At 49.0% G+C, this 24,222-nt stretch carries 25 protein-coding genes and 1 tRNA gene; 10 read left to right on the forward strand and 16 right to left on the reverse strand.

The window, feature by feature from the left end:
• Positions 1 to 12: 12 nt before the first annotated feature.
• From sir to H6F51_02035, 5 genes are all read right to left on the reverse strand, one after another.
• On the reverse strand, positions 13 to 1,761 hold the full coding sequence (sir, locus tag H6F51_02015) for a sulfite reductase, ferredoxin dependent (protein ID MBD1821294.1): 1,749 nt from the start codon (positions 1,759 to 1,761) through the stop codon (positions 13 to 15).
• 134 nt (positions 1,762 to 1,895) lie between these two features.
• Positions 1,896 to 2,408: a low molecular weight phosphotyrosine protein phosphatase gene (locus tag H6F51_02020; GenBank protein ID MBD1821295.1), complete on the reverse strand. Its 513-nt coding sequence runs from the start codon at positions 2,406 to 2,408 to the stop codon at positions 1,896 to 1,898.
• A gap of 78 nt (positions 2,409 to 2,486) precedes the next feature.
• Entirely contained in the window at positions 2,487 to 2,834 is a 348-nt protein-coding gene (locus H6F51_02025) for a YbaB/EbfC family nucleoid-associated protein (protein MBD1821296.1), read from the reverse strand.
• A 146-nt stretch (positions 2,835 to 2,980) separates the two neighbouring features.
• A complete protein-coding gene (gene murB / locus H6F51_02030) occupies positions 2,981 to 3,976 on the reverse strand; it encodes a UDP-N-acetylmuramate dehydrogenase (GenBank protein ID MBD1821297.1) in 996 nt (331 codons plus the stop codon).
• 125 nt (positions 3,977 to 4,101) lie between these two features.
• A complete protein-coding gene (locus H6F51_02035) occupies positions 4,102 to 5,583 on the reverse strand; it encodes a UDP-N-acetylmuramate--L-alanine ligase (protein ID MBD1821298.1) in 1,482 nt (493 codons plus the stop codon).
• Positions 5,584 to 6,223: 640 nt separating this feature from the next.
• Between H6F51_02035 and H6F51_02040 the strand changes: the two genes are divergently transcribed.
• A complete protein-coding gene (locus H6F51_02040) occupies positions 6,224 to 7,237 on the forward strand; it encodes a type I glyceraldehyde-3-phosphate dehydrogenase (protein MBD1821299.1) in 1,014 nt (337 codons plus the stop codon).
• A 124-nt stretch (positions 7,238 to 7,361) separates the two neighbouring features.
• On the opposite strand, the gene H6F51_02045 is transcribed toward H6F51_02040, so the two are convergent.
• On the reverse strand, positions 7,362 to 8,324 hold the full coding sequence (locus H6F51_02045) for a thiamine-phosphate kinase (GenBank protein ID MBD1821300.1): 963 nt from the start codon (positions 8,322 to 8,324) through the stop codon (positions 7,362 to 7,364).
• Positions 8,325 to 8,488: 164 nt separating this feature from the next.
• Positions 8,489 to 9,580, reverse strand: coding sequence for a peptidylprolyl isomerase (locus tag H6F51_02050; protein ID MBD1821301.1), 1,092 nt, complete (start codon positions 9,578 to 9,580; stop codon positions 8,489 to 8,491).
• A gap of 120 nt (positions 9,581 to 9,700) precedes the next feature.
• Between H6F51_02050 and efp the strand changes: the two genes are divergently transcribed.
• Both efp and accB read left to right on the forward strand, forming a co-directional pair.
• The gene (efp, locus tag H6F51_02055) at positions 9,701 to 10,264 is read left to right on the forward strand and encodes an elongation factor P (protein ID MBD1821302.1); all 564 of its coding nucleotides are present in this window, start codon (positions 9,701 to 9,703) and stop codon (positions 10,262 to 10,264) included.
• A 72-nt stretch (positions 10,265 to 10,336) separates the two neighbouring features.
• Positions 10,337 to 10,810: an acetyl-CoA carboxylase biotin carboxyl carrier protein gene (accB, locus tag H6F51_02060; protein ID MBD1821303.1), complete on the forward strand. Its 474-nt coding sequence runs from the start codon at positions 10,337 to 10,339 to the stop codon at positions 10,808 to 10,810.
• Here the strand turns inward: accB and H6F51_02065 are convergent.
• Positions 10,797 to 12,203 (reverse strand): HlyC/CorC family transporter, encoded by a 1,407-nt coding sequence (locus H6F51_02065; GenBank protein ID MBD1821304.1) that lies wholly within the window; start codon positions 12,201 to 12,203, stop codon positions 10,797 to 10,799. The two genes, accB and H6F51_02065, sit on opposite strands and share 14 nt — an antisense overlap.
• 37 nt (positions 12,204 to 12,240) lie before the next feature.
• Entirely contained in the window at positions 12,241 to 12,906 is a 666-nt protein-coding gene (locus tag H6F51_02070) for a hypothetical protein (protein MBD1821305.1), read from the reverse strand.
• Positions 12,907 to 13,027: 121 nt separating this feature from the next.
• On the opposite strand from H6F51_02070, the gene H6F51_02075 reads away from it, so the two are divergent.
• A tRNA-Ile gene (locus H6F51_02075) sits at positions 13,028 to 13,100 on the forward strand.
• 51 nt (positions 13,101 to 13,151) lie between these two features.
• Here H6F51_02075 and H6F51_02080 read toward each other — a convergent pair.
• Positions 13,152 to 13,646 (reverse strand): hypothetical protein, encoded by a 495-nt coding sequence (locus H6F51_02080; protein MBD1821306.1) that lies wholly within the window; start codon positions 13,644 to 13,646, stop codon positions 13,152 to 13,154.
• A 142-nt stretch (positions 13,647 to 13,788) separates the two neighbouring features.
• Between H6F51_02080 and H6F51_02085 the strand changes: the two genes are divergently transcribed.
• On the forward strand, positions 13,789 to 14,406 hold the full coding sequence (locus tag H6F51_02085) for an orotate phosphoribosyltransferase (GenBank protein ID MBD1821307.1): 618 nt from the start codon (positions 13,789 to 13,791) through the stop codon (positions 14,404 to 14,406).
• An 11-nt stretch (positions 14,407 to 14,417) separates the two neighbouring features.
• Here H6F51_02085 and H6F51_02090 read toward each other — a convergent pair whose 3' ends face one another.
• Both H6F51_02090 and H6F51_02095 read right to left on the reverse strand, forming a co-directional pair.
• Entirely contained in the window at positions 14,418 to 15,350 is a 933-nt protein-coding gene (locus H6F51_02090) for an outer membrane beta-barrel protein (protein MBD1821308.1), read from the reverse strand.
• Positions 15,351 to 15,384: 34 nt separating this feature from the next.
• The gene (locus tag H6F51_02095) at positions 15,385 to 16,407 is read right to left on the reverse strand and encodes a hypothetical protein (protein MBD1821309.1); all 1,023 of its coding nucleotides are present in this window, start codon (positions 16,405 to 16,407) and stop codon (positions 15,385 to 15,387) included.
• 226 nt (positions 16,408 to 16,633) lie between these two features.
• Here H6F51_02095 and H6F51_02100 point away from each other — a divergent pair, with 226 nt between their 5' ends.
• Complete coding sequence (locus tag H6F51_02100) at positions 16,634 to 16,834, forward strand: cation transporter (protein MBD1821310.1); 201 nt, start codon at positions 16,634 to 16,636, stop codon at positions 16,832 to 16,834.
• Positions 16,835 to 16,906: 72 nt separating this feature from the next.
• Positions 16,907 to 17,449: a pyridoxamine 5'-phosphate oxidase family protein gene (locus tag H6F51_02105; GenBank protein MBD1821311.1), complete on the forward strand. Its 543-nt coding sequence runs from the start codon at positions 16,907 to 16,909 to the stop codon at positions 17,447 to 17,449.
• Positions 17,450 to 17,527: 78 nt separating this feature from the next.
• Here H6F51_02105 and H6F51_02110 read toward each other — a convergent pair whose 3' ends face one another.
• A complete protein-coding gene (locus tag H6F51_02110; protein MBD1821312.1) occupies positions 17,528 to 18,121 on the reverse strand; it encodes a hypothetical protein in 594 nt (197 codons plus the stop codon).
• A 125-nt stretch (positions 18,122 to 18,246) separates the two neighbouring features.
• Between H6F51_02110 and zds the strand changes: the two genes are divergently transcribed.
• Together zds and H6F51_02120 are read left to right on the forward strand one after the other, a co-directional pair.
• Positions 18,247 to 19,716: a 9,9'-di-cis-zeta-carotene desaturase gene (gene zds, locus H6F51_02115; protein ID MBD1821313.1), complete on the forward strand. Its 1,470-nt coding sequence runs from the start codon at positions 18,247 to 18,249 to the stop codon at positions 19,714 to 19,716.
• 302 nt (positions 19,717 to 20,018) lie between these two features.
• Positions 20,019 to 20,267 carry an RNA-binding protein gene (locus H6F51_02120; protein ID MBD1821314.1) on the forward strand — a complete coding sequence of 83 codons (249 nt, stop codon included), beginning with the start codon at positions 20,019 to 20,021 and terminating at the stop codon, positions 20,265 to 20,267.
• A gap of 126 nt (positions 20,268 to 20,393) precedes the next feature.
• On the opposite strand, the gene H6F51_02125 is transcribed toward H6F51_02120, so the two are convergent.
• The 3 genes from H6F51_02125 to H6F51_02135 form a co-directional block, all read right to left on the reverse strand.
• Positions 20,394 to 20,663 (reverse strand): GlsB/YeaQ/YmgE family stress response membrane protein, encoded by a 270-nt coding sequence (locus H6F51_02125; GenBank protein MBD1821315.1) that lies wholly within the window; start codon positions 20,661 to 20,663, stop codon positions 20,394 to 20,396.
• Between the two features lie 157 nt (positions 20,664 to 20,820).
• Positions 20,821 to 21,903, reverse strand: coding sequence for a lipopolysaccharide heptosyltransferase II (gene waaF, locus H6F51_02130; GenBank protein ID MBD1821316.1), 1,083 nt, complete (start codon positions 21,901 to 21,903; stop codon positions 20,821 to 20,823).
• Positions 21,884 to 22,870 (reverse strand): bifunctional hydroxymethylpyrimidine kinase/phosphomethylpyrimidine kinase, encoded by a 987-nt coding sequence (locus H6F51_02135; GenBank protein MBD1821317.1) that lies wholly within the window; start codon positions 22,868 to 22,870, stop codon positions 21,884 to 21,886. The genes waaF and H6F51_02135 overlap by 20 nt, the downstream gene beginning before the upstream one ends.
• A gap of 346 nt (positions 22,871 to 23,216) precedes the next feature.
• On the opposite strand from H6F51_02135, the gene H6F51_02140 reads away from it, so the two are divergent.
• Complete coding sequence (locus tag H6F51_02140) at positions 23,217 to 24,176, forward strand: lysophospholipase (GenBank protein MBD1821318.1); 960 nt, start codon at positions 23,217 to 23,219, stop codon at positions 24,174 to 24,176.
• Positions 24,177 to 24,222: the final 46 nt, after the last annotated feature.

Below are 24,222 nucleotides of genomic sequence, written 5' to 3' on the forward strand. Positions count from 1 at the left end.
CGCCCCTTTATTTTAGACTCCAGCGAATTGGTGAATGGCATCTAATCCGATACGATCGCAGAAATCCCCAAAGCTTTCACCGGGTTTCCGCTCTTTTTTGAACAGAATGAACACAGGTTCAAACACCGCTTCCAAATCATCCATGTTCATCTTTTCGATGAACACTTTCGCGAGTCGCGTTTGATTCGGAGCCGCTCCCATCCAAACCTGATACGTATTTGGGCCATTTCCAACAAATGCCAATTCTGCTAAATATGGACGCGCACATCCATTCGGGCAACCCGTCATCCGCACAATAAACGACTCATTCGGCAAGCCGACTTGATCTAGCAAAAGCCGGATTCGAGTCAACACAGGTAAACTGACACGCTCAGATTCTGCCGTTGCCAGTCCACAAGTGGGTAACGCCGGACACGCCATCGAATCTCGAACTAACGGATCAACTTTCTCCGGTCGCTCAATGCCATGTTCGCGCAGAATCCGATTGATTCGCTGCCTATCTCCTGGCTGAATGTCGTACAGCAACACATTTTGGCTCGGTGTGAGCAGCATCGGCAAATTAAATTTGCTGACAATCTTCCGCAGCGCCGTTTTCAGCCTGAAGCCGCTATCATCTTTGATCCGACCATTCAGAACCGAAATTCCGTAGAACAGCTTGCCGTCACCTTGTTCATTCCAGCCCAAATAATTCTTGAATTCAAATTCAGGCAGCGATCGGAATGGCTGAATCGCTTTGCCAAAATATTCCTCAACTTTGGCGCGGAACTTCTCAACGCCCCATTCTTCGACCAGATACTTCATCCGCGAATGTCTGCGATCGCTGCGATCGCCATAATCGCGCTGGGTGGCGACGATCGCTTTCACCACGTCATACACATCGGCTTTGTCTACGTAACCGATCGGATCTGCCAGTCGCGGGAAGGTTTCTTCCTTGCCGTGGGTGCGTCCGAGTCCGCCACCTGCATAAACGTTAAATCCTTCAAGTTCGCCTTGTTCGTTCGTCAAGACCACTAACGAAATATCTTGAGAGAACAAATCGATCGAGTTATCTCCCGGAACCGTCACACCAATCTTGAACTTACGGGGTAGGTAATGTGTTCCGTAAATTGGCTCCGGAGAGTCTTCAATGTTTGAGCCATTGATATTCCGTTTCCGAGCTTCCACCACTTCGGGATCTTCTTCGCCCGTAATCGCTTTCTCACCGTCGAGCCAAACTTCGTAATAAGCTCCGGATTGGGGCGTTAATAAATCTGCAATATTATTTGCGTACTTCCAAGCGTATTCATATTCCGGGCGATTTCTAAACGGAGCAGGCGGAGCCATGACATTTCGATTCACGTCGCCGCAAGCACTCAACGTTGATCCCATGCTGTTCACGATCGCGCTAATCGTCGCCTTCAGATTCTTTTTCAACACGCCATGAAGCTGAAACGCCTGACGAGTCGTCACCCGAATCGTGTGATTCCCGTATTCATCTGATAAGCGATCGATCGTCAAATAAAGCTCTGGCGGTACAAATCCTCCCGGCGATCGAGTTCTCAGCATCATTGAGTAGTCTTTTTCCTGACCTTTGACGCGGTTATCCCGATTATCTTGCTGATAGGAACCGTGAAACTTGATCAGTTGAATCCCGTCTTCGCTGAATGCTTTTGTGTCGAGTTTCAATTCTGAAGCAACGGGTTCACGCAAGAAATTACTGCGCTCTTTGATGCCTTCAACTTTAGAGGGTTTGCGGACGATGGGTGTAGAAGAAATAACCATTGACTTGTGACTGGCTGCGATCGGTGTAAAGACAACAATTAAAGACAGCAATGCGGCACTTGATGATTCTCAAGCTGCCGTAAGCATTTATTCCCGGTATGCCGCTCGGAATTGTGTTGAATGTGTTTAGTCTATCACGATCGCTCGATCGAGCGGGCGGAAGAGGGCGTTAAGTTCTGTTCCTTAATAATGAAGTCCAACAATCCTTGACACGCATCCAGCAGCAAATCGATCACAAAGTTAAATCCTTCTTGCCCACCGTAGTAAGGATCAGGAACCTCCCGCAGCGTGTGCTCTGTGCAGAAATTACACATTAATTGAACTTTATCGCGATAAGTTCCAGCCGGATCGATCGAGCAAATCGCCTCATAATTGTCGTGATCCATCGCCAAAATCAGATCAAATTCTTCAAAATCCGATCGTTCAAATTGTCGCGCCCGTCCGACTAATTGAATTCCCCGCAGTTTTGCCGCCGCCGTCATTCTGCGATCGGGCGGACTGCCGATGTGATAGCTCGATGTCCCCGCCGAATCACAAACAATCTCATGCTCTAATCCCGCCTGCTGAATTAAGTGATTCATAATATTCTCGGCAGAGGGCGATCGACAAATATTGCCCAAACACACAAACAATAAGCGATATGCCATGTTTCTAATCCATCCACGCTAAAAAACCGAGCCATGAAAGTCTAGCTCGGTTTAATCATAAGTTTGAACGATCTCGCCTTAACCCAATCCTGGCAAATTTAATCCGCCTGTCAGGTCTTCCATTTTCTGGCGCATGGTTGCAGTCGAGTTTTCGTAAGCGGTACGAGTCGCTGCCAAAACCAAATCAGACAGCGTTTCTGCATCTTCTTTCAGCGCATCTGGCGAAATCACAACCTTTAGCGGCTCCTGATTTCCACTCATCGTCACTTTCACCAGACCGCCGCCAGATTCGCCCACGATCTCCATTTGCTCTAGTTCTTCCTGAAGCCGTTTCGCGCCTTCTTGAACCTGCTGTGCTTTTTTAATGGCATCAGTCAATTCGCGCATTTTGCCAAGCCCGAAGCCAAATCCCTGTCCTTGTGACATAACGTTCTAATTAAGTTACGAGTGGAATAGCGGTGCCCAAAGCGATCGAAATCACTAGACACCATCAAACTGCTTTATTATGACATCGAGGCGCAAATCCGACGCACTTGGAAATTCTCGATTGTATAGGGATCTCCCTACCCTCTCTAAAATTCACCCAGCATTTTCACTTCTGGCTCTAGCAACAGCGACCATTCCTGCTGCACTCGCTGTTGCACATGATGAATCAGTTGAAAAATATCCGAGGCTGTCGCGCCCCCACAGTTGAGAATAAAATTCGCATGACGTTGCGCGACCTGAGCGCCCCCGATCTGATAGCCCTTCAAGCCCACCTGCTCAATCAGCCAGCCTGCCTTATAGTTTCCGGGATTGCGGAACACGCTGCCGCAACTCGGTAAATGGTACGGCTGGGTGTTCTGGCGCTGTTGTTTGTGGTTCGCTGTAACCGTGTTCACTGCGGTGGGATCCGCACCCGGACGCAGTTGAAGGGTTGCTTGAGTCACGTAGCGCGAACCGCCCTGTAGAGCCGAGGTGCGATATTCGTACTTCAACTCCTCTGGCGTAAGAATCTGCGTCGTTCCATCGGGTAGCAATACCGTTGCACTCACCAAGATTTCCGAGACACTGCTGCTGTGTGCGCCTGCATTCATCACCACTGCACCCCCCACCGTTCCCGGAATTCCCACCGCCCATTCAAATCCCTGCCATCCTCGATCGGCGAGTTTCCAAGCGAGACGCGGTAACGGTTCACCTGCGCCTACGGTGACTTGCCCGTTCGCATCGTCAAATTCAATGTGCCGTAGATGCCGGGTTGAAACCACTAACCCCGGTAAGCCTGCATCGCTGACCAGCAAATTCGACCCCGCTCCTAGCATCGTCACCGGTACGTCCTGTGAATGCGCCCACTCTAAACAGGCTTGTAGTTCTTCAAGGGTTCGGGGTGCGGCATACCAGTCCGCAGGTCCGCCGACTCGAAATGAAGTCAGTGAGGCGAGGAGAACATTAGCTTTCAGCACAGCGTCGCTACCAACGATCGGAATCGTGAGTATCTTAGACCGAATCGGTTGATCCAGCGCATTAGGCGATCGAGAACCGTCGGAACCAGGTGAATGAACAGTCCGAGAATCAATAGAGAGTGTCATAACATTTCTACAGGTATGGCTTCAACCCGAGATCTAACCGCAACCTATCGCTAGAGTTACAGTTAGATCTCCATTGCACGAAACACAACAAGCACGACTTACAAGCAAGATTGGGGGTGCGACTTCTAGGAAGCAGCTTTCTCAACGCCCTGTTGGTAAGCCATCACATCGGGGATAATCTGATTCAAATTTCCAGCCCCTAGAAAGATCGCAAGATCGCCCGGAGTCAGAAGTTTGGCTAGAAAATCGCCCATCGCAGCAAGGGATGGTTGGTAGTGCACACTGGAATGATGAGTTGCAACCAGATTCGCGAGCGTCTGACCGCTAATTTCCCCGGTATTCGCTTCTCCAGCGCTGTAGATGTCACTGAGAACAACCACATCAGCATCCCCAAACGATTCCGCAAACTCTGCTAGAAAAGTTTGAGTGCGGCTGTAGCGGTGCGGTTGAAAAATCGCTACAACGCGCCGACGCGGATGAGTTTTCCCGGCTTGCAGGCGTGCGGCTGCCAAAGTCACCCGGAGTTCGCTCGGATGGTGAGCGTAATCATCGATAAATAGTACGTCGTTATAATCACCCCGATGCTCAAACCGACGACGCGCTCCTTCAAACGGTGCGATCGCTGCTGCAATTGTCTGAAACTCCAGCCCCAATAACCGACCCACCGCGATCGCGGCGAGTGCATTACTCAAATTATGCTGTCCGAGAATTTGGAGTTTAATCTGTCCTAAGACTTGTCCTCGCTCCCACACTCGCGCGGTTGTGCCATCTCCGCGATATTGGACTTGATCGACGGTGTAATCTGCATTTGTGGCCGGATCAAGACTGTAGCTAATGGTGGGTGTGATGCGATCTCGTACCGTTTCACAATCAATTGATCCGATCGTCACTTTGCAGCGATTCGCAAAGGTTTGGAACGTTTCGACGACTTGATCAAGGGTGCTGTAGTGGTCGGGATGGTCTAGTTCGGCGTTGGTGATGATTCCGATGTAAGGCGCAAATTTTACGAGCGATCCATCGGATTCGTCGGCTTCTGCAACCAAGTATTCGCCCTGTCCGATGCGGGCGTTGCCTTCCCAAGCTTTCACCTCACCACCAACAATCACGGTAGGGTCAAGATTTGCTCCGTGAAGCATGTAGCTAATCAGGCTGCTTGTTGTGGTTTTGCCGTGAGTCCCGGCGACTGCGATGCTGCGATATTCCTGAATTAATGCAGCGAGAATATCCGATCGATGAAAGATGGGACAGCCTAACGCTAATGCGGCTCGGTATTCAGAATTGGCAGGATTGATTGCGGTGGAGCAAACCACTTGCGGCAGTTCGGTTTTGCTCTGAGGCGGAACCAGCGTGGCAACGTTAGCCCCGATTGCGACAGGGTGCGGCACCGTCGTCCGCGATCGCAAACGATCAAAATTTGAGGCATCTTGCCCGATAAAAATCTGTGCGCCTGAGGTTTGCAATCGCTCGGTAATATGGCTCGATCGCAGATCGGAACCCGATACAGGTAACTTACGGTCTAACAAGACATAAGCTAGGGCCGACATTCCAATTCCACCGATACCGATAAAATGAAATGGTCTGCCGCTGAAGTCAACGGAACTCAGCATTTTTCTCCTTACACACCACACCAATGTCACGCGCTATCATATCAAGGATCTCTTTTTACCGATACGGTAATTTGAAACAATTTGATAGCTAGTTTGCCTTCCTAGAATGCCGCTTCAGCGCAATTCAAAACAATTTAGTCTAGCTAAGAATTATTCTGATTGCAAAGTTGCCACTCTAGATGGACTGTAATCAATTCTCTTCACTTAAATTCGGGCTGATTCCTGAAAAATTAAAATCTTTTATGCGCTGAAGAGCGCCGAATCAACCCTGCTTCTAAGTTCTGCTGACTCAAATTTGTTTTAGATCGAATCTTCTTTCAAAGGACTTGTAAGAGTGCCTCGATCGAATTCCAATTTATTGCCAAAATCACCCCCAAGTTGCAGTCTTATTCGTCAGAGTGCTACAGATTTTGCCACAACTATTTTGAAATAGCATCTATTTTTTAGCTTGCCCGTCGTCGTTCTGAAGATTAATGATTCGGTTGACCTTCTTTGGCTCTATCTTGAGGAGTAGAGGCTGCGATCGAATGACTTTGCTATGCCTTGCTGATCCCAATTCATTTGTTGATGAGAAGTCGGCTGCCTTTTACGGTATGATGTGACTCATCAATAGGTATTTATATTCAGAGGGCAAGACGCAGTGGTTAGAGTAGCGATCAACGGCTTTGGACGTATTGGACGCAACTTTTTGCGATGCTGGGCAGGGCGGCAGACGACGGGACTGGATTTGGTTGCGATTAACGATACGTCTGATCCCAGAACGAACGCGCATTTGATCAAGTATGACTCGATGCTGGGTAAATTCTCCGGCGAAGTGAGTGCGGACGAGAATACGATCACGGTGAACGGTAAGACGATTAAATGCACCTCCGATCGCAATCCCGAAAACCTACCCTGGGGGGCTTGGGACATTGATCTGATCATCGAATCAACGGGTGTGTTCATCTCGAAAGAGGGCGCAACCAAGCATCTCAATGCAGGTGCAAAAAAGGTTCTGATCACTGCGCCTGGCAAGAATGAAGATGGGACGTTTGTCGTGGGAGTGAACCACGAAGATTACGACCATCACAAGCACCACATCATCAGTAACGCAAGCTGTACGACGAACTGCTTAGCGCCGATCGCGAAAGTGATCCACGAAAACTTTGGCATTATCAAAGGTACGATGACGACGACCCACAGCTACACTGGGGATCAGCGGATTCTTGATGCGAGCCACCGGGATTTGCGTCGGGCACGGGCAGCGGCGATTAACATTGTACCGACTTCGACCGGTGCAGCGAAAGCGGTTGCGCTCGTCCTCCCCGAACTAGCTGGAAAGCTGAACGGGATTGCATTGCGCGTTCCGACTCCGAACGTTTCGGTTGTGGATCTTGTGGTGAACGTGGAGAAAAGCACGATCGCCGATCAAGTGAATGCAGTGCTGAAAGAGGCTTCAGAAACTTCGCTCAAAGGAATTCTGAAATATTGCGATCTGCCGTTGGTGTCCAGCGATCACGCGGGAACCGATGAATCATCGATTATCGATGCGGCTTTGACGATGGTGATGGGCGGCGACATGGTGAAGGTGGTCGCTTGGTATGACAACGAGTGGGGCTATTCTCAGCGGGTGGTTGACCTGGCTGAAGTTGTTGCCCAGAAGTGGGAAAAATAAGAGAGTTCTTTTTGATGAAATCCCCGGTCGCACACTGGTGCGACCGGGGATTTTTGTTAGATGGGAGCTTGCCAGAGAAAACGCAGCGAATTTCAGTCGCTTATGCCTACAGTAACGCAGGTTCTCAGCCGCTAAAATGCTGAAATCCCTGTTCTAAGCTCAAAGGTCGATCGTCAAACCCACCCGAAGAATCAATTAATTGAACTGCCAAATCAGAAGTAATTTCACCGACGATCGCTGATCCTTTCACTTGCTTCACCCACTGTTGCGCCTGCCCGAACGGTAAAGATAAAACAAGCTCGAAATCCTCACCGCCGTAGAGTGCCCAGTCGATCGCTTGTTGGGGTGAAACCCATTGCTTTAAGGCAGGCTCGATCGGAATCAACGCATGATCGAGCTTTGCCCCAACTCCGCTCATCCGGCAAATTTGCAGCACTGCGTCTGCGAGTCCATCGCTGCTATCCATGCCAGAAACACGACCCGAAAACTGGGGCAGATCAAATCGCGGAATCGGATATTGATGAGCGCGAATCAGAGAAGCCCGTTCTGGAGCGTGATCAGAGTTCAACAACATTTCTAAACCTGCGCGAGATGAGCCATGAACTCCGGTGACGAAAATGGCATCACCTGGTTGAGCGGTCGATCGCTGAATCACACGATCTGGATCAACTTGTCCAAACGCAGTAATTGCCAACGTAACTACAGGCGATCGACATAAATCTCCGCCGACGATCGCCCCACCAAACTGATTCAAACAATCCGACATTCCTTGATAAAGCCGTTCGACCCATTCTACGGGCGTTGTTTTCGGTAGACCTAAACCGACTGTGATACCAAGCGGTAAGGCTCCCATTGCAGCGAGATCCGAAAGATTTGCAGCGATCGCTCTCCAACCTGCGGATTCTGGCGGTGTGGTTCGGTCACTAAAATGCACACCATCGACGAGAACATCAGAAGTAATGACCAGTGATTTTCCCGGTTCTGTGGGCAAAACAGCAGCATCGTCTCCAACAATCGCACTCGGACAGAATGCCTGAACTCGCTTTAATAACCCTTGTTCGCCGATATCTTGAACGGTCAGAGACATAAATTTAAGAGGTGACGAATGCTAGGCATACTTCAACGGCTTGGAACGTATAGCTACGCTGATTGCTACTGAAGTCACTCTCGTCCATAGGAATCCTAAAGCAAATTACGGCATCATCTTGAAGGCAGCGCTACTAAGTTTTGAAGTTAGTAGCGCTGCTTCTTTTAAGCATCTTTTGGCTCGACCAGGTTTTCTAAGCCATCTACAACTTTCATTGACTCGATCGTATCTCCTGCTTTCAGTTGTCCCAAAACATCTGCTCCGTCCGTCACAAAGCCGAAAATCGAATATCGACCGTCGAGCAAGTTTGCACCTGCTGGAGTTAATTCTGGCTCAAACAGGAAGAAAAAGAACTGAGACGATCCACCATTGGGATCAAAGTCAGGACGTGCCAACGCTAAAGCACCATACGCTGAGAACGGTAACACAGGGGGATCAAGGTAGCGTCCTGCATCTTCTAAAGTAATGCCGTAGGTCGGAACCTTATCGCCTTTCACCAAGACTTCGAGTGGAACTGCCCGATATTGGTTTGTTTTCGGGTCAACAAATCCCACTTCCTTTCCGGGTGGATCACCAACTTGCAGCACGTAAGATTCTTCAGCGCGAGTAAAGGGTAAGCCGTTATAAAAACCGCGCTGTACCAGATCGACAAAGTTTCCAGCCGTCACGGGTGCACTATAACCATCCACCACGATCGTTAAATCACCTTTCGAGGTTTTGGCTGCGATCGTGGCTCGTCCTTTCAGTTGCGGCAGATTGTTGTACTCTTGCGGCACTTCATACGGAAAGCCAGTCACCATCGCCGATTCAATATCGCCCACTTTATCGAGCAATTCCGCCCGCTTCTCTAATGTTTTTGACTTATCTTTCGCAGCAGCAACTTCCGTCAGTTCCGCGATTCCGGCTTTTAGCTGCTCGATTAATTGCTCGGCTTCGGGCTTGCGATCGTCTACCACACTTGCCAAAATTTTATCTTTTTTCAGCGACAAAATCCGATCTGCTCGATTCAAATCTGAAGTGACCGCTCCCCAGCGACGATTTGCTCGCAGTTGAGTCGAGATCTCTTCGAGACTCGATTGCACTTGGCGAATTTCGTCATTGTCGATCGGCAACGCATAGCGCAATAATGCTTTTGGATCTTTGATCGCATTCCCTTGAGGAAGTGCGTAAACAGGCGCGGCAACCCCGATCAAGAGCGCGATCGTACAAATCAGTGCGCCAACAGAGCGTTTGAAGGAAACATTACAAAAAGACATACAGCTTAAAACCTAGAGATCAGTCAGCCCGCTTTGATTGTCCCATGTTGGGGAGCGATAAAAAGCGATCAGTGAGCGGTAAAATGAAGTGCCGAACGTTCTCCCCATTTATTTAAAGTCATGATTTCCAGTAACGATTTTCGCCCCGGTGTCAGTATTGAGCTTGATGGCTCAGTGTGGCGCGTGGTGGAGTTTTTGCACGTTAAACCGGGTAAAGGGTCTGCATTTGTTCGCACCAAGCTGAAGAATGCTCAAAACGGCAACGTGGTTGAACGCACCTTCCGGGCAGGGGAAACGGTTCCCCAAGCTACGCTCGAAAAAAGCACGATGCAGCACACCTACAAAGAAGGTGATGAGTATGTGTTTATGGACATGGAGACCTACGATGAAGGTCGTCTCAGCGCGGCGCAAATTGGCGATCGCGTCAAATACCTCAAAGAAGGCATGGAAGTGAACGTCGTGCGCTGGAACGAGCAAGTTCTCGAAGTAGAACTGCCCAACTCTGTCGTTCTCGAAGTGACGCAAACCGATCCGGGCGTGAAAGGCGATACCGCAACGGGTGGCACAAAACCCGCGATCGTCGAAACAGGCGCACAAGTGATGGTTCCCTTGTTTATCACCATCGGGGAAAAGATCAAAATCGATACCCGAAATGATACTTATTTGGGAAGAGAGAAAGAATAATGAGTCAGAGATCAGAGAATCTCTCTTCGCTTTTTCTGATCTCGACCCCGATTTTTGAGGAGTACCAATACTGTGCCACTGGATCTCACTGAACTGCGTGAATTATTAACGACGTTAAATCAAACAGATATTTCGGAATTAACGTTAAAAGCAGATGATTTTGAATTGACGGTACGGCGCGGGTCGCGAGTCGAAGCGCCTGCGATCGCGCCTGTTCCGGGTGTAATGCCTCAACCTGTAGTTGCACCGCCGCCTGAACCTGTAAAACCGGAAGCACCCAGCGCTGCACCCATCAGCGATCGCAAGCTCGTTGATGTGGTTTCGCCGATCGTTGGCACGTTCTACCGCGCTCCTTCTCCGGATGAGCCGCCTTTTGCTGATATTGGGACTCGCATCCAAAAAGGGCAGGTTGTTTGCATCATCGAAGCGATGAAAGTGATGAATGAAATCGAAGCCGAAGTCGCGGGCGAGGTTGTCGAAGTGCTAGTGCAGAACGGGCAACCCGTAGAATATGGACAGCCTTTGATGCGGGTTAATCCGGCTTAGAGAATTCATCGAGCATGGCGGGTGTTTCGATCCGATGCACCCGAATTTCGTGTAGGCGTGGCCCTTCTGCGGAGACAACGGTTAGCTCATAGTTGGCATATTGCAGCGTTTCGCCCTTGTGTGGGATTTTCTGCCACTGATAAAACAGAAAGCCTCCCAGCGTTTGGTACTCATCCATCATGGGCAAACCGAGGTGCAGTCGATCGTTGATTTCTTCGACATCGACTTGCGCTTGGATTAAGAAGGTATTCTCATCGACGATCTGAATCTCTTGATCTTCATCGCTTTCGGATTCAGGCGGATCCCCAATAATTTGAGTGACTAAATCCTGAATTGTGACTAATCCTGCTGTACCCCCGAACTCATCGACGACTAGCACCATATGTTGTCGATCGCGCTGCATCAAGCTGAGCAATTCTCCTAAAGTCGTGTACTCTGGCACGAATCGCGCCGGCTGAATCCAGGGTTTAATTGGACTTTCTAGATCCAATGTTCCTTGTACCAACGGTTCTGCAAATTCTTTCAGATGCACAAACCCGCAAATGTCATCCAGCGATTCTCCGGTAATGGGAAAGCGAGAATGTCCGCTTTCCGCGACTTCGACGAGTAGATCGCGGACTGTCGCATCGATCGGTAACGTGATCATGCTAGGACGGCGTACCATTACCGATTCGGCTGAAACTTCCGCAAACTCAAAGACATTACTCAGCAGTTCACGCTCTTCTTGCTCCAGTCCGCTCGATTCGGTTGAAGTTGCGATGATGAGCTGCAACTCTTCGGGTGTGACCTGGTTATACCAACCCTGTCCGGTGTACTGAATGCCGATCAAGCGCAATAGTAATCGAGTGGATTGATTTAATGCCCAGACGAATGGATTGAAAAATCGAGCGATCGCTAAACTAAACGGACCTAAAAATCTGGCAATTTCTTCTGAATATAAAAGCGCGACGGATTTAGGACAGAGTTCACCTAATACGATCTGTAAATAAGCAATCATCAGAAACGCGATCGCCGTCGAGAGCGAGTGTGAAATCGGCTGAATCCATGCGCTGGGCAATGGCAAGTGATTTAACCACACCGCAACGACCACTGCCATTGTCGATTCCCCGATCCAGCCCAGCGCCAAACTCGACAGCGTAATGCCAAGCTGCGTGGTGGAGAGCAATCGATCAATACTGCGCTGGAGCGATTGCACCGTTCGGGCTTGCACGTCTCCAGCATCGACTAATTGATTAATTCGGGAGCGACGCACCGAGACGATCGAGAATTCCGCAGTCACAAAAAAGGCATTGATCGCAATCAGCAGCAATACTGAAAGAAATCGCAATCCGATATCGGTAAAACTTAAATCCTGGGTCGGAACTGCCAACACGGGCGGAATAGAAGCAGTCATTGAGCGCTTAAGATGAACATTGCCAGAGTAGATCAGTTTAAGGGGATTTGATCGGAATATCCGCCATCTTAAGTTGAAGCTTCTGATCGGGGTAATCGCTCAGTTGCAGCGAAATTTTTTGAGCATCATCAAGCATCGACGTGGAAATGCTAATCGTTCCGGTAAAGCGATCGCTCTTTGACGGCAATTCAGGCGGCAATCCGGCGGTATCCGCCACAATCAAGCGTCCTTTATCATCGGTGACATTGAGAAAACTGTAGAGAAATTTTACGGGTTGATTGCTGTTGTTTTTCAGCGCAACATCAAGCAAGAGAAACTCACCCTGCTTGCGAATGCCTGTGACATCCATCGCGACTCCATTCGTTTGAGTCGTCATCGGTAGTTTAGCGGCGGAATTGGACGCAGGCTTGGCTTCTTCTGAGTTTGATTGAGGAGAAGCATTGGGACTGGGTGAACTAGAACGCCCAGCGCTTGTTCGTCCTTTCACGGTTTTTAGAATGTCTTCTTCTTTAAGCAGCACGATATCTTCGCGCACACTAGAGTTTTGAGCTGTTCCTTTATTCGTTGGGCGTGAATCTGGTTGGGTAATGCCCTTGAGCGCTTCTCGCCCGATCGCAAATCCCAACGCTCCAGTAAATACGCCTGCTCCCGTCATCAGAACGAGCAATAAAAACGTGAGGGCAACGGTAGGATTGATTTTCATGAGCGATCGGGCAATGATTACATCAGCAATTGTATGCTGCAAATTTGAATTTGAGCAGACTTGAGTGTGCGATCGATTTTTTGAACAGACCCGAAAAATCTCAGCTACAATACGGCTAGTTCCAGGGTTGGCCGAGCGGTTTAGGCAGCGAACTCATAATTCGCCTTAGGCGGGTTCAACTCCTGCACCCTGGATTAAAAAGATTTTGGATTTTAGCGTCACCCAAAATCCAAAATCCAAACCCTTTAAAACCGTTGGGGAAGCAGTTGTGTTGGGCGTGGGGGCTGCGCTACCGGGACGGCCTGGACTGGGAATTGCGGATCTAAAGGCTGATCGATCGAGAATTCGCTGCCTGCGATCGGATTGCTGGCAGTCGGTAGCGTCAACACTGAGAGATTAAACGGATTGGGCAGATCAGCCGTCCGAATAATCGGATCGCTTGAAACTTGCTGATTGAGCAAATCCACATAGAGGCGATGAACCCGCTCACCATCGCGAGAAATTTGGTTCTCAGGAAAGCCAAACGGTGTGCCTAGAATGGTTTGCGTGGTTCTGAGGGGATTGCGATCGGAGAACTCGCCCAAGGCACCATAAAATGCACGATCGACTGCATTCGGGATGACTTCGCGGGGACGGAACACGGAAGATGCAGAATCTTGCGCGTTCGCGGACATGGCAACCATGCTCGAAACTGCGCTAAATCCAATTGCGCGAATCAGGCTCTTGATCCTAACGCCCATAGTCTTTATCCTCAATGATTGGTTAAAGGGTGACAGCGAGACTGGTGTTTCTTCGATCGAGTCCGTATATTTTGCGATTCGAGTGATGAATTTAACCAAATCTCTAATTTTTGTCACGTAACATTCATTAGTTTGCCCGTATATGACAAATGTAACTAAGTTCGACGCAAAATCATTTCCTTGGGCAACTGCCGCGATCGATGAGGTGCGCGATCGGCTGTTGGATCTCTTCTGTGCAGGGGCGTATCGCGAGGGTGATTTTCTCTTATCTTCGGGACAGCGCAGCACGTACTACATCAACGGAAAACAGGTGACGCTGCATCCTCAAGGAGCGCTGGCAGTAGGTCGAGTCCTATTATCGCTGCTGGATGCGGAAACGGTGGCGGTGGCGGGATTGACGCTAGGGGCTGATCCGATCGTCACTGCAACCAGCGTTGTCGCGGCGTATGAAGGGCGCACGATCGCGGCGCTGATTGTGCGTAAAGAAGCGAAAGGACATGGCACACAGGCGTATATCGAAGGATTAACGCTGCCGCAGGGAAGTCCGGTTGTGGTGTTAGAAGATGTGGTGACAACCGGACAATCGGCGATGAAAGCAGTTGATCGACTGCGCGATGCGGGCTATCGAGTTGAGGAAGTCATTTCGCTCGTTGATCGTCAACAAGGAGGGGCAGAGTTTTATCAACAGCAGGGCTTGAAGTTTCGAGCGGTTTATACGATCGTTGACTTACAGCAGCGCTGGAAACAATTGCAGGCTTAGAATATGCAGGCTTAGAACAGCGGCAGGTTAAAGCCCAATCCCAGACCAAAGGAAAGGTTATCTAGGTTAATGGCGCTATTCGACGATCGGCCAAATAAGTAGGAGGCTGATCCCGTCAAGAAGACATCGGGGCTGATGTTGTAGGTCATTAACGCGCTGATTTGATGCTCAGTGTCGGATCGATCAACCTGCGTAAAGCTCTTGAACGTGAGTCGATAATCTAATGCACCTTGCACAGTGGGCGTAATGTCGTAGCGCAACCTCGCGCCGATCGTATTGGTAACGCGGCTTTGCTCATTTGGATTGGCAAAACTCGCTCTGAGTTCATAAAACGAATCTAGCCGCAGTTGTTCACTGATCTGGTCTTGTCGCCCTACGATCAGTTGAACCGCATTGTCTTGCAGCAATCGCTGTCCGTTTGAATCTCGGTACAGCGTATCTTGCACCCATCCCAACTGTCCAAAGGTTCCCGGTGCGAGACGCTGCTGAACGGCGACGTTGTAATTGACGAAGTTGTAGTTAGAAGCGCCTTCTGAGGCAAAGCGGGTAATACCGCCGCCTGCTGCCGCAATCAGTCGCGTGTTCTCGCCGAGTTTGGGGGTTGCAAGCAGGTGGGCACTGTTGACGAAAACCGCATCACCGATTCTGAGGGCATCTAAAGCGGTGATGTTAGAGCTTGAGAAAGCAGACGATCGCACCAACAATTGCACATCCGGCTGACGGCGCGGAGGCGGGGGGCGATCAATAATCTGAATTTCACCCAGTTCGGATTTTGTGTCTTCTGGATCAAGCGGATCGAGATTCGACTGTGAGTTGTTTTGTGAGCTGTTTTCGGGAGCGCGATCGATGGGAGAGGAAACCGGATCGGGAATGGATTGTGCAACGGTAGGACAACCCACTCCCACAACTGCAAGTGCAGAGAAAGCAATCAGAATATGTCGCATAAGAATTACTAGGTGAATGCTGAACTCAAGTGAACTAGCGTATGACGGTTCCTTGGCCGGTCGTAGGTTGTGTTCCAGGTTGTGTTGTTCCAGGTTGCGTTGTTCCAGGAGGCTGTGTTTGGGGAGGTTGTGTATCTACAGGAATATCGGTGGGTCTTCCCTGATCAGGTCGGGGATTTGTGAGATCGCGCCGCTCCTCGAATGTTCTGAGCGGGTCATCTGAATCAGTGGTGACACAATTGGTGCTGAATGTGCTTGCTTCGCCTCGTGCATTCAGGGTGCAGAGTCCCTCTAGCTGACGTGCCTGTAAATTCAAGGCTGCGATCGTTGCTGCTCGGACTAAGTTCAACGTCTGCTGGACTCGCGCAGATTCAGCCGCGATCGTCGCTTCTTGTCCGGGTGCTAAGCCGAGGGCAAGGGAACTGGTTTGATAAAACCGTCTGAGATCAAAGGTTTGCACCTGTCCGATTACGCCATTTTGCACTGCAACCGTTTGACCCGCATTGAGGAGAACGGAGTTGCCTTTTGCATCGAGAATTCGAATCGGATTGTTAGTGAGATTGAAAAACTGCGCTTTGTTATTTGTGCCATCCACTACAATTGCCATTGCCAAGCTGCGGGGCGGAAACTGCTCGCTAGTGGAAGGAACATCAACTGCGCTAGGCGGTAGCTCTGCAATGGCTTGTCCTTCGAGCGTTTCGATCCGAGTTGCGACGGTTGTGGGTGGACTCATGATCAGCGCTGTTCCGTTTCGCAACTGAAAACCTCGCATCCCTGGGATAAATCGGAAAATCGCATTCGATCCAATCCGCGCCAGGGAACCTTCGTTAAATAACAGTTCTGCTCTCGATCGAGCCGCCGTCCGAATTGCATCTTGAGGTGCTAACACATCCGCTAATCGAGCAGGACGAGCAGGACGATTATTCTGAAGCAGTTGCGCTCTGTTTGTGAGTTTATAAACTTCGCCGCGAGTCAGGAGATCGGATGCTGCTAGGGCTGGACTCATCCAGGCAAAGGCTAAAAGACTCGCTGCAACGATACCGCGATGGATGTTCATAGGGGCGTTTTTGAAAAGGGATACTAATGGCACCGCATGTTTAGCTGCGACCATCATTTATCAATAGGGACGATTGAAAAAAGTTATGCAGTCTGCACCTGTGTTCTCCACTAGAGCGAAGATTTAATCCGGACAACGCAATATTCTGCAACAAAATCTATCTCAAGTGGGGGTCTCGATCGCGCGAATCCCAACACCATTGAAAGTGTTGTATGAGTTGAATGTTATGGCATTAAAACTGCACGTTCCCACTTTGGATAGTCCCGAAGCTGCTGAAGATATCAAAGCAACAATTTTGACGCACGAACCCGACGCGAAGGTCGATATCGATCTGGAGCAAAGGACTGTAACGGTTGAAGCGAAAGCCTCAGAAGAAACCTTCAAGCAAGCGATTACCGCAACCGGGCATGAGATTAGCGGGTACTAAGAAATGTAACGATGAGCGGTTCATAAAACTAAAGAGTGTTAATGTGAACCGCCATGTTTACTGCATTGAACAATGCCAAAGTTTTACCCGGAACTGACAGACGCGCTTCAGCAATTTATCGAAGAACAACACATCTTTTTTACGGCGACAGCTCCGATCGCCGGTCGAGTGAATGTCTCTCCAAAAGGGATTAATTCGTTTCGCGTTCTCGATCGTCAAACCGTTGCCTATCTCGATCTCACCGGAAGCGGCAATGAAACCAGCGCTCATCTGCTAGAAAATGGGCGGATGACGATTATGTTTTGCAGCTTTATCGGAAAGCCCGTCATCTTAAGACTTTACGGAACTGGATCGGTCATTTCCCCCAATCATGAAAAGTGGGACATGCTGTATTCCTTGTTTGAGCCGATTCCCGGAGCGCGGCAAATTGTTCGACTAGCGATCGATTCGCTCTCGACTTCTTGCGGTGGTGGGGTTCCGCTTTATGACTTTGTGGGCGATCGCGACGCTTTGATCAATTGGTCGATCAAGAAAGGCAGCAAAGGCTTGGAGCAGTACCGCAAAGATAACAATGAGGTCAGCATTGATGGTTTGCCAACCTACCCGTTGGTTTAGGGCGATCGCAGGATTTCTGGTAGAGACGTTTCGCCGAAACGTCTCTATGGTATTGGCATCGAACAGACTTTGATCGAATTACGGCGAGGGAGAAGGCGAAGGTGACGCTGAAGGTGATGGTGAGGCTGAGGGCGACGGGGAAGGTGACGGCGAGGATTTAACGGTTAAGGGAATTCCATTGCTGGACGATCGACCACTGGTATCAAGCTGACGCGGATTTGTCTTAGCTTGCACCTGAGCTTCGGATAAATTGCGCTCGTATTCTGTGAGTGATTTGCGGACACGCGGTAACTGTGCCACAGGCTTGAGAATATCGATCGCCAGCCTCCACCGCTCGATGACCAAATTCCAATCGTCTTTCGACTGTGCCGATCCTGCTAGGTTCCGGGCACTCACCGCTTTATCTTCTGCCTGACTCAGCAAAGTATTTAAGTCTTCTTCCGAGAGTTTTTTGCCTGGCTTTGCTACGACAGTACGCGGGACTTTGATCTCAGATTTTGGTGGCAGTCGATCGGCAGTTTTTCCCGAAACAAAGCCTTTTTTCTCATAAGGAGTCGGATCGACAGGGCGGGGCGGGGTGTATTGCACAATGCGAGTTGGCAGAGGGTTACAGCCAATCAGCAACCCTAAAAGCGAAACGATCGACAGTCCTTTGATCAAACCGAAGCTCATACCAAAGCCCATACCAAAGCCCATACAGTGGAACAAATTCGACCCAGTTAGAATGCCTCGATTTCAGCTTTTGATTACACAAGAGCGTTAAAATTTCTTAAGAAAGTCGCGAGTGGAATTGCAGAATGCGTGTTGCGATCGTTGGGGCAGGTTTGGCAGGATTAGCCGCCGCCGTGGAATTAGTCGATGCGGGTCACGAAGTCGAAATCTTTGAAGCTCGATCGTTTGTAGGTGGAAAGGTCGGCAGTTGGATTGATGCCGACGGCAATCACATCGAAATGGGCTTGCACGTTTTCTTCAACAACTATGCAAACCTTTTTGCGCTGATGAAAAAGGTCGGCGTTTATGATGAACTCTTGCCCAAAGAGCATGTCCATACGTTTGTAAATCGGGGCGGGGAGTTAGGAAAACTCGATTTTCGCTTTCTGGTCGGTGCGCCGTTTCATGGATTAAAAGCATTTTTTACAACCGGACAGTTAACGATTCAAGACAAATTGCAGAATGCGATTGCGCTTGGGACAAGCCCGATCGTTCCCGGCTTAATCAATTTTGATGTGGCGATGAAAATGATTCGCGCCCTCGATAACGTCAGCTTTGCCGATTGGTTTCGCAGTCACGGCGGATCGCAGAATAGCCTGAAGAAAATGTGGGATCCGATCGCACTGGCGTTGGGATTTATTGACACCGAAAATATTTCTGCTCGCTGTATGCTGACGATCTTTATGATGTTCGCCTCAAAAACGGAAGCATCACGATTAAATATGCTATCGGGATCGCCTGCGGAATACCTGCATAAACCGATCGTTGACTACCTCGAAGCGAAAGGTACAAAAATCCACATCCGTAGACAAACCCGACGGATTTTGTTTGAAGGAGAAGGGCAGAATACCAAAGTGACTGGATTAGCAATAGCAAACGGTGAAACCGAAGAAATCATTACTGCTGATGTGTATCTTGCCGCTTGTGATGTGCCTGGAATTCAGCGACTCTTGCCGCAAGAATGGCGCAGCATCAAGGAATTTGACAATATTTACAAGCTAGAAGCGGTTCCCGTTGCGACCGTGCAACTGCGGTTTGATGGCTGGGTAACAGAAATGAATGATCCCCAAGCGCGGCATCAAGTCGAGCGATCGGCAGGAATTGACAATCTCCTCTACAGCTCCGATGCAGATTTCTCTTGTTTTGCAGATTTAGCGCTCACCAGCCCGAAAGACTATTACCGCGAGGGACAAGGTTCACTAATGCAGGTGGTTCTCACTCCTGGCGATCCCTTTGTGCCGATGAGCAATGAGGAGATAGCCAAACACGCCCTCAAACAGATTCATGATCTCTTCCCTTCATCACGGGAATTGAATATGACTTGGTACAACGTGGTAAAACTGGCACAATCGCTTTATCGCGAAGAACCTGGTAAAGACCCGTACCGCCCTTCGCAAAAAACGCCGATCGCAAATTTCTTCTTAGCCGGAAGCTACACCCAGCAAGACTATATCGACAGCATGGAAGGCGCAACAATTTCCGGGAAACAAGCGGCTCAAAAGATTCTTGAACCTACCGGATATAAAGTTCAAGGCGTAGGACTGTTTAAGTATTAAACCTGGGTGCTGCTCAAGATGATGACTTGAGCAGCACCGCTTCAAAAACGTACAGAAATCCATCCATTGAAAAATTGCTTCAAATAAATTCGATATTTTTATGAAGATGTAGTCAGTAAAACAAACCGAATGGCAAGAAAAGAGCGATGATTAAAGCGGAATTTTAACCATTCGATCCGAATTGCAAAAAGCTTCTGAAGTATTTCCTTTGGAGTCCGGTCGCAAAAACCGTCACTCAGTAGCAATTTGTTGAGTGAGATCGCCGTTAAAATCCAGTTTTGCTCTTTGTTTCGGAAATTCTCATGACCATTTACGTTGGAAATCTTTCTTACAACGCGACCGTAGACGACCTCAAATCTGTGTTCGCTGAATATGGAACGGTAAAGCGCGTTGTCTTACCCACCGATCGAGAAACAGGACGGATGCGAGGCTTTGCGTTCGTTGAGATGCAAGAAGATAGCCAAGAGGACGCTGCAATCAGTGAACTCGATGGAGCGGAGTGGATGGGTCGGGAGCTTCGCGTCAATAAAGCAAAACCGAAAGGAGAATAATTAACCCCAAATTAGTCTGGATCAAGCCTAAAACTAAATAATTTCCATAAATCAAAAGCTTTCTCTGAACTTATGCAGAGAAAGCTTTTGTCATTAGAAAGATTGCGGATGCTCTAGATCGCTGAACTAAGCAGCACGACGAGTCAACAGACCCCACAGGAAGATTGCAACGATCGCGCCCAAGATAGCAATCAAGATACCACCAAAGCTCAAGGAAGCGGCGGTTAGATTCAATGCCCCTGTCGTCAGGAAGGTGAAAAGGCTACCACCGATGAATGCGCCGATAATTCCCAAGATAATTGTGCCAAGAATACCGCCACCTTGATCTCCAGGATAAATTGCCTTTGCGATCGCGCCTGCAATCAAACCTAAAATAATCCAAGCGATAAGATTCATAATCAGTTTCTCCTAAAAGTTTTTAGCTCACAGATACAAAGTATCAAGTGACTTCGTAGTTACCCATCTGTCAGAAGTGATAATCAAAAATGTCCCAGGGAAGAGAGACTTTTTAGAATCAGCTAAACTGTTTGCAAACGTTTAAGCCTGATAACTTTTAAGCCGAAACTTCAAGCATTTGTGTTACTTCTTCGAGCAATTCACAGGTTGCTTTTACCACGGTTTCAGGGGCAACTTGCGCTAAACAGTTGTGGTGTCCTTCTGGACAAATGCTCTTATAGCAATACTTACAAGGCACATCTTGAAACAGCAGTCGATGAGGAACTTGCCACGGCGTGTGTTGTGGATTGGTCAAAGCGTATAAATCAACAACTGGAGTTCCGAGCGCGGCGGCAAGGTGCGCGGGTGCAGTGTTATTTGAGATGACGACGGGTGCAAGTTCGATCAGTGCTGCGAACTCACCTAAGCTTAATTGACAAACCAGCGAGTGAGCCGTCGCCTGCATTTTTGCCCGAATTTGAGCCACGATATCGAGTTCGATCGCAGTCCCTGTAAAAATCACCGCGAAATCATGCTCAAGAATTAACTGATCCGCAACGATCGCGAACTGTTCGATCGAATACCGGCGTGAAGGAGCAGTTGCGCCGGTGTGCATGACAACCCATCGCTTTGGCAGGTTGAATGAACTCAGCAGATGAGACACGCGATCGCGCGCTCTGGGGTCTACTCGAAGTGAAAGGTGCTGATTTTCAGCGGTTGCGCCAATTTCAGTAACGAGATCGAGTTGGCGCTGGACTTCGTGACGAATGCCGCGATCGGGTTCTGGATCTCTGATCCAATCGGTGAGCAGTTGGTACGGATTTTCGTGGCAGTGCGCCAGTCGGAGCGGGATTTCTGCCAGGTAGCACAAGAACGCAGAAGGCAAAGGATTTTGGCTATAGACCGTAAAGATAATTGCGCCGTCGAACTGATGTTGTCGAAGCAGGTCGATCATGTCGTATTCTGGGCGCGGCGATTCGCGGGGAGCAGTTGCTTTTAGCCATGGAGAATCGTAAACGATCGTCTGATCAATTTCAGGAATCAGGGGCGCGATCGCGGCTCCCGCAGAAGAAGTCAGCAGCGTTAATCGGCGATCGGGCAGGGCGGTTTTGAGTGCCCGAAATGCGGGAGTGGTCATCAAGACATCGCCGATCGTATCCAGACGAATGCAAAGTAGATTTTTAGCTTGGTTCCAGGACATGACTAAATCTTGATTTGAGCTCTTCTAAGGTACATCGAGCGGTGCCTGGTTTTTGCACGACGATCGCGGCGGCGGCGGCTGCCAGTTCTGCGGCGATCGTGGCGTTGTTGGTGTAAGCCAAGGCGATCGCAAATGCAGCCGTAAAGGTATCTCCAGCGCCGATCGTTTGTGTGGAACAAGCTGGGTTTGCGCGGATTTGATACGGAGCGTGATCGCGCTGTAGCAGAATCACGCCGTCTCGATCGAGCGTTGCCGCTACGATTTTTGCTCCTGTTTTCTCTAGAATTTGCTCTGCGTTATTTTTCACATACTGAACTCTGGAGGAGTTTACGTTCTCAATCTGATTCAGTAAAGCTAATGTTTGCTGATAGTTTGGTTTAACTGCGGTTACGTCTAGAGTTTGATACTTTAGCAAATTCTTAGCATCAACAATCAAGCTCTTAGGACGATACTTCTGAAGTTGATCGATCGTATCAATGATGCGATTCGTCAGAATTCCATAGCCGTAATCTGAAATGATTACAGCATCATAATCTTTCCATTGTGTTTTGAGTTCAGTAATGAGCTTATCTTCTAGTTCTGTCGTTAACGACTCGGTACTTCCTTGGTCGAACCGCAGCAATAAACGATCGCCATCCATGACACGCTGTTTTGTGAGCGTCGTGCGATCGCTAGCGCTAACAACTCCTTCAATTCCCTGCAACACTTGCCGAAGTCTGATTCCCTCCCAATCTCCACCAGCGACTGAAAGTAGAGTCACCTTTGCTCCTAAGCTTTGCAGATTCATGGCAGTATTGGCAGCTCCTCCAGGCTGGTCGATCACGTGAGACAACGTGACGACCGGAACTGGAGTTTCTTGACATAAGCGCGTAGCACCGCCGTAAAGATAGCGATCGAGCATCGCTTCTCCAATGACAAGGATGCGCGATCGGGAAAACTGCTCCAGCACCGAAAGAAAGTCGCTCATGCTCGAACCCGTAGGGACAAGACTATGAATAGAGCTTCATCTAAGAGAAAATAAACGCTCTTGAGATAGATTTGTCAGACAACGAAATTTCAGGCTCATCCCAAGGTTCAGCCTGATTCTAGGGAGAATACTAACTTGACATTGATCCTTTGCAGATGGAAGGCTCAGAATTTATTTATAAAACTGAGCCAATCAGATAGAGCGCGACAGGCCAAGAGTTCTGATGAAGCGCGATTATTGTAATTGAATAAAAATCTTAGAGAAAAGCCTACCTTACGATTGCGAAACTATCCTGACTGTGTGATATTTGTCACGTTAAGGATAATTAGCGTTTATCCGCTCGTTTATGGCAACCTCTACAGCGTTTGCATTGGCTTTTTTGTCTGCGTTGGCTTCCGCTTCATCTCCACTGATTCTTTCGCGTCTCGAAATGTTCCCGACTCCAGTTGCGTCCCCTGAAATCATTTCAGACAACGTGCCAACGGTACCGAGTGGATTACCATTGGCTCCGATCTCTCCGATCGCATCCAACTTCGAGCCGGAGTTTTCAACGAAAATTGCAGCCAATTCGAGTCAAGCGCCTCAGTCGGGTGGACAGCTTTATGTCCAGCGTCTAGCCGCCCTGCAAATTGGCAAGCTTTATACCCGATTGCCGAGCGACAGTTTTGCGGAAATTTGGCGAGGAGCGGCATTACAGCCCACTTATCAACAATGGCGCAATCTGCTGGCGCAAGAATCCAAAGCTGTATCCAAGCGGAGCAGCGATCGCGATCTTGCCATTCTACTTGGCGATTCTTTGAGTTTATGGTTTCCTTGCGATCGCTTACAGTCTTCGCGAATCTGGCTAAATCAAGGCATTTCTGGCGATACAACCTGGAATATTTTGGCGAGACTGTCTGATCTAGTAGAGACGCGCCCCTCGGAGATTTACCTCATGGCAGGCGTGAATGATTTAAAGATGGGTGCCACTGATGCAGAGATTGTCTGGAATATTCAGCGAATCATTACAAAGCTGCAAGAGATGCACCCGAATGCCAGAATTATTGTTGAATCGATTTTGCCCACGCGATCGCACCGGATTCCGCACGATCGAATTGCTGGAATCAATGCCCAGTTAAAAGCGATCGCACAACGGGCAAGCGCAAGCTATCTGGATTTGTACTCTGAGTTTGTTGATCAAGATGGACAGATTTTGTCTGAGTACACAACAGATGGAATTCACCTCAGCGCTCAGGGTTATGCAGCTTGGCAATCTGTCTTCCAAGAATCCGGCAGCAAAATTGCAGCGCTTCCAATCTCAAATTAAGGCATCTACGAAATTCTCACGTGCTGAAAAACATGAGAAAACCCCA

The organism is Cyanobacteria bacterium FACHB-DQ100, assembly GCA_014695195.1.
Lineage (GTDB): Bacteria > Cyanobacteriota > Cyanobacteriia > Leptolyngbyales > Leptolyngbyaceae > Leptolyngbya.

What these genes read in the sequence shown, in the direction of transcription:
- sir (MBD1821294.1), bottom strand. Translation starts at nt 1,761, where the DNA reads ATGGTTATTTCTTCTACACCCATCGTCCGCAAACCCTCTAAAGTTGAA.
- H6F51_02020 (MBD1821295.1), bottom strand. Translation starts at nt 2,408, where the DNA reads ATGGCATATCGCTTATTGTTTGTGTGTTTGGGCAATATTTGTCGATCG.
- H6F51_02025 (MBD1821296.1), bottom strand. Translation starts at nt 2,834, where the DNA reads ATGTCACAAGGACAGGGATTTGGCTTCGGGCTTGGCAAAATGCGCGAA.
- murB (MBD1821297.1), bottom strand. Translation starts at nt 3,976, where the DNA reads ATGACACTCTCTATTGATTCTCGGACTGTTCATTCACCTGGTTCCGAC.
- H6F51_02035 (MBD1821298.1), bottom strand. Translation starts at nt 5,583, where the DNA reads ATGCTGAGTTCCGTTGACTTCAGCGGCAGACCATTTCATTTTATCGGT.
- H6F51_02045 (MBD1821300.1), bottom strand. Translation starts at nt 8,324, where the DNA reads ATGTCTCTGACCGTTCAAGATATCGGCGAACAAGGGTTATTAAAGCGA.
- H6F51_02050 (MBD1821301.1), bottom strand. Translation starts at nt 9,580, where the DNA reads ATGTCTTTTTGTAATGTTTCCTTCAAACGCTCTGTTGGCGCACTGATT.
- efp (MBD1821302.1), top strand. Translation starts at nt 9,701, where the DNA reads ATGATTTCCAGTAACGATTTTCGCCCCGGTGTCAGTATTGAGCTTGAT.
- H6F51_02065 (MBD1821304.1), bottom strand. Translation starts at nt 12,203, where the DNA reads ATGACTGCTTCTATTCCGCCCGTGTTGGCAGTTCCGACCCAGGATTTA.
- H6F51_02070 (MBD1821305.1), bottom strand. Translation starts at nt 12,906, where the DNA reads ATGAAAATCAATCCTACCGTTGCCCTCACGTTTTTATTGCTCGTTCTG.
- H6F51_02080 (MBD1821306.1), bottom strand. Translation starts at nt 13,646, where the DNA reads ATGGGCGTTAGGATCAAGAGCCTGATTCGCGCAATTGGATTTAGCGCA.
- H6F51_02085 (MBD1821307.1), top strand. Translation starts at nt 13,789, where the DNA reads ATGACAAATGTAACTAAGTTCGACGCAAAATCATTTCCTTGGGCAACT.
- H6F51_02090 (MBD1821308.1), bottom strand. Translation starts at nt 15,350, where the DNA reads ATGCGACATATTCTGATTGCTTTCTCTGCACTTGCAGTTGTGGGAGTG.
- H6F51_02095 (MBD1821309.1), bottom strand. Translation starts at nt 16,407, where the DNA reads ATGAACATCCATCGCGGTATCGTTGCAGCGAGTCTTTTAGCCTTTGCC.
- H6F51_02100 (MBD1821310.1), top strand. Translation starts at nt 16,634, where the DNA reads ATGGCATTAAAACTGCACGTTCCCACTTTGGATAGTCCCGAAGCTGCT.
- H6F51_02105 (MBD1821311.1), top strand. Translation starts at nt 16,907, where the DNA reads ATGCCAAAGTTTTACCCGGAACTGACAGACGCGCTTCAGCAATTTATC.
- H6F51_02110 (MBD1821312.1), bottom strand. Translation starts at nt 18,121, where the DNA reads ATGAGCTTCGGTTTGATCAAAGGACTGTCGATCGTTTCGCTTTTAGGG.
- zds (MBD1821313.1), top strand. Translation starts at nt 18,247, where the DNA reads ATGCGTGTTGCGATCGTTGGGGCAGGTTTGGCAGGATTAGCCGCCGCC.
- H6F51_02120 (MBD1821314.1), top strand. Translation starts at nt 20,019, where the DNA reads ATGACCATTTACGTTGGAAATCTTTCTTACAACGCGACCGTAGACGAC.
- H6F51_02125 (MBD1821315.1), bottom strand. Translation starts at nt 20,663, where the DNA reads ATGAATCTTATCGCTTGGATTATTTTAGGTTTGATTGCAGGCGCGATC.
- waaF (MBD1821316.1), bottom strand. Translation starts at nt 21,903, where the DNA reads ATGTCCTGGAACCAAGCTAAAAATCTACTTTGCATTCGTCTGGATACG.
- H6F51_02135 (MBD1821317.1), bottom strand. Translation starts at nt 22,870, where the DNA reads ATGAGCGACTTTCTTTCGGTGCTGGAGCAGTTTTCCCGATCGCGCATC.
- H6F51_02140 (MBD1821318.1), top strand. Translation starts at nt 23,217, where the DNA reads ATGGCAACCTCTACAGCGTTTGCATTGGCTTTTTTGTCTGCGTTGGCT.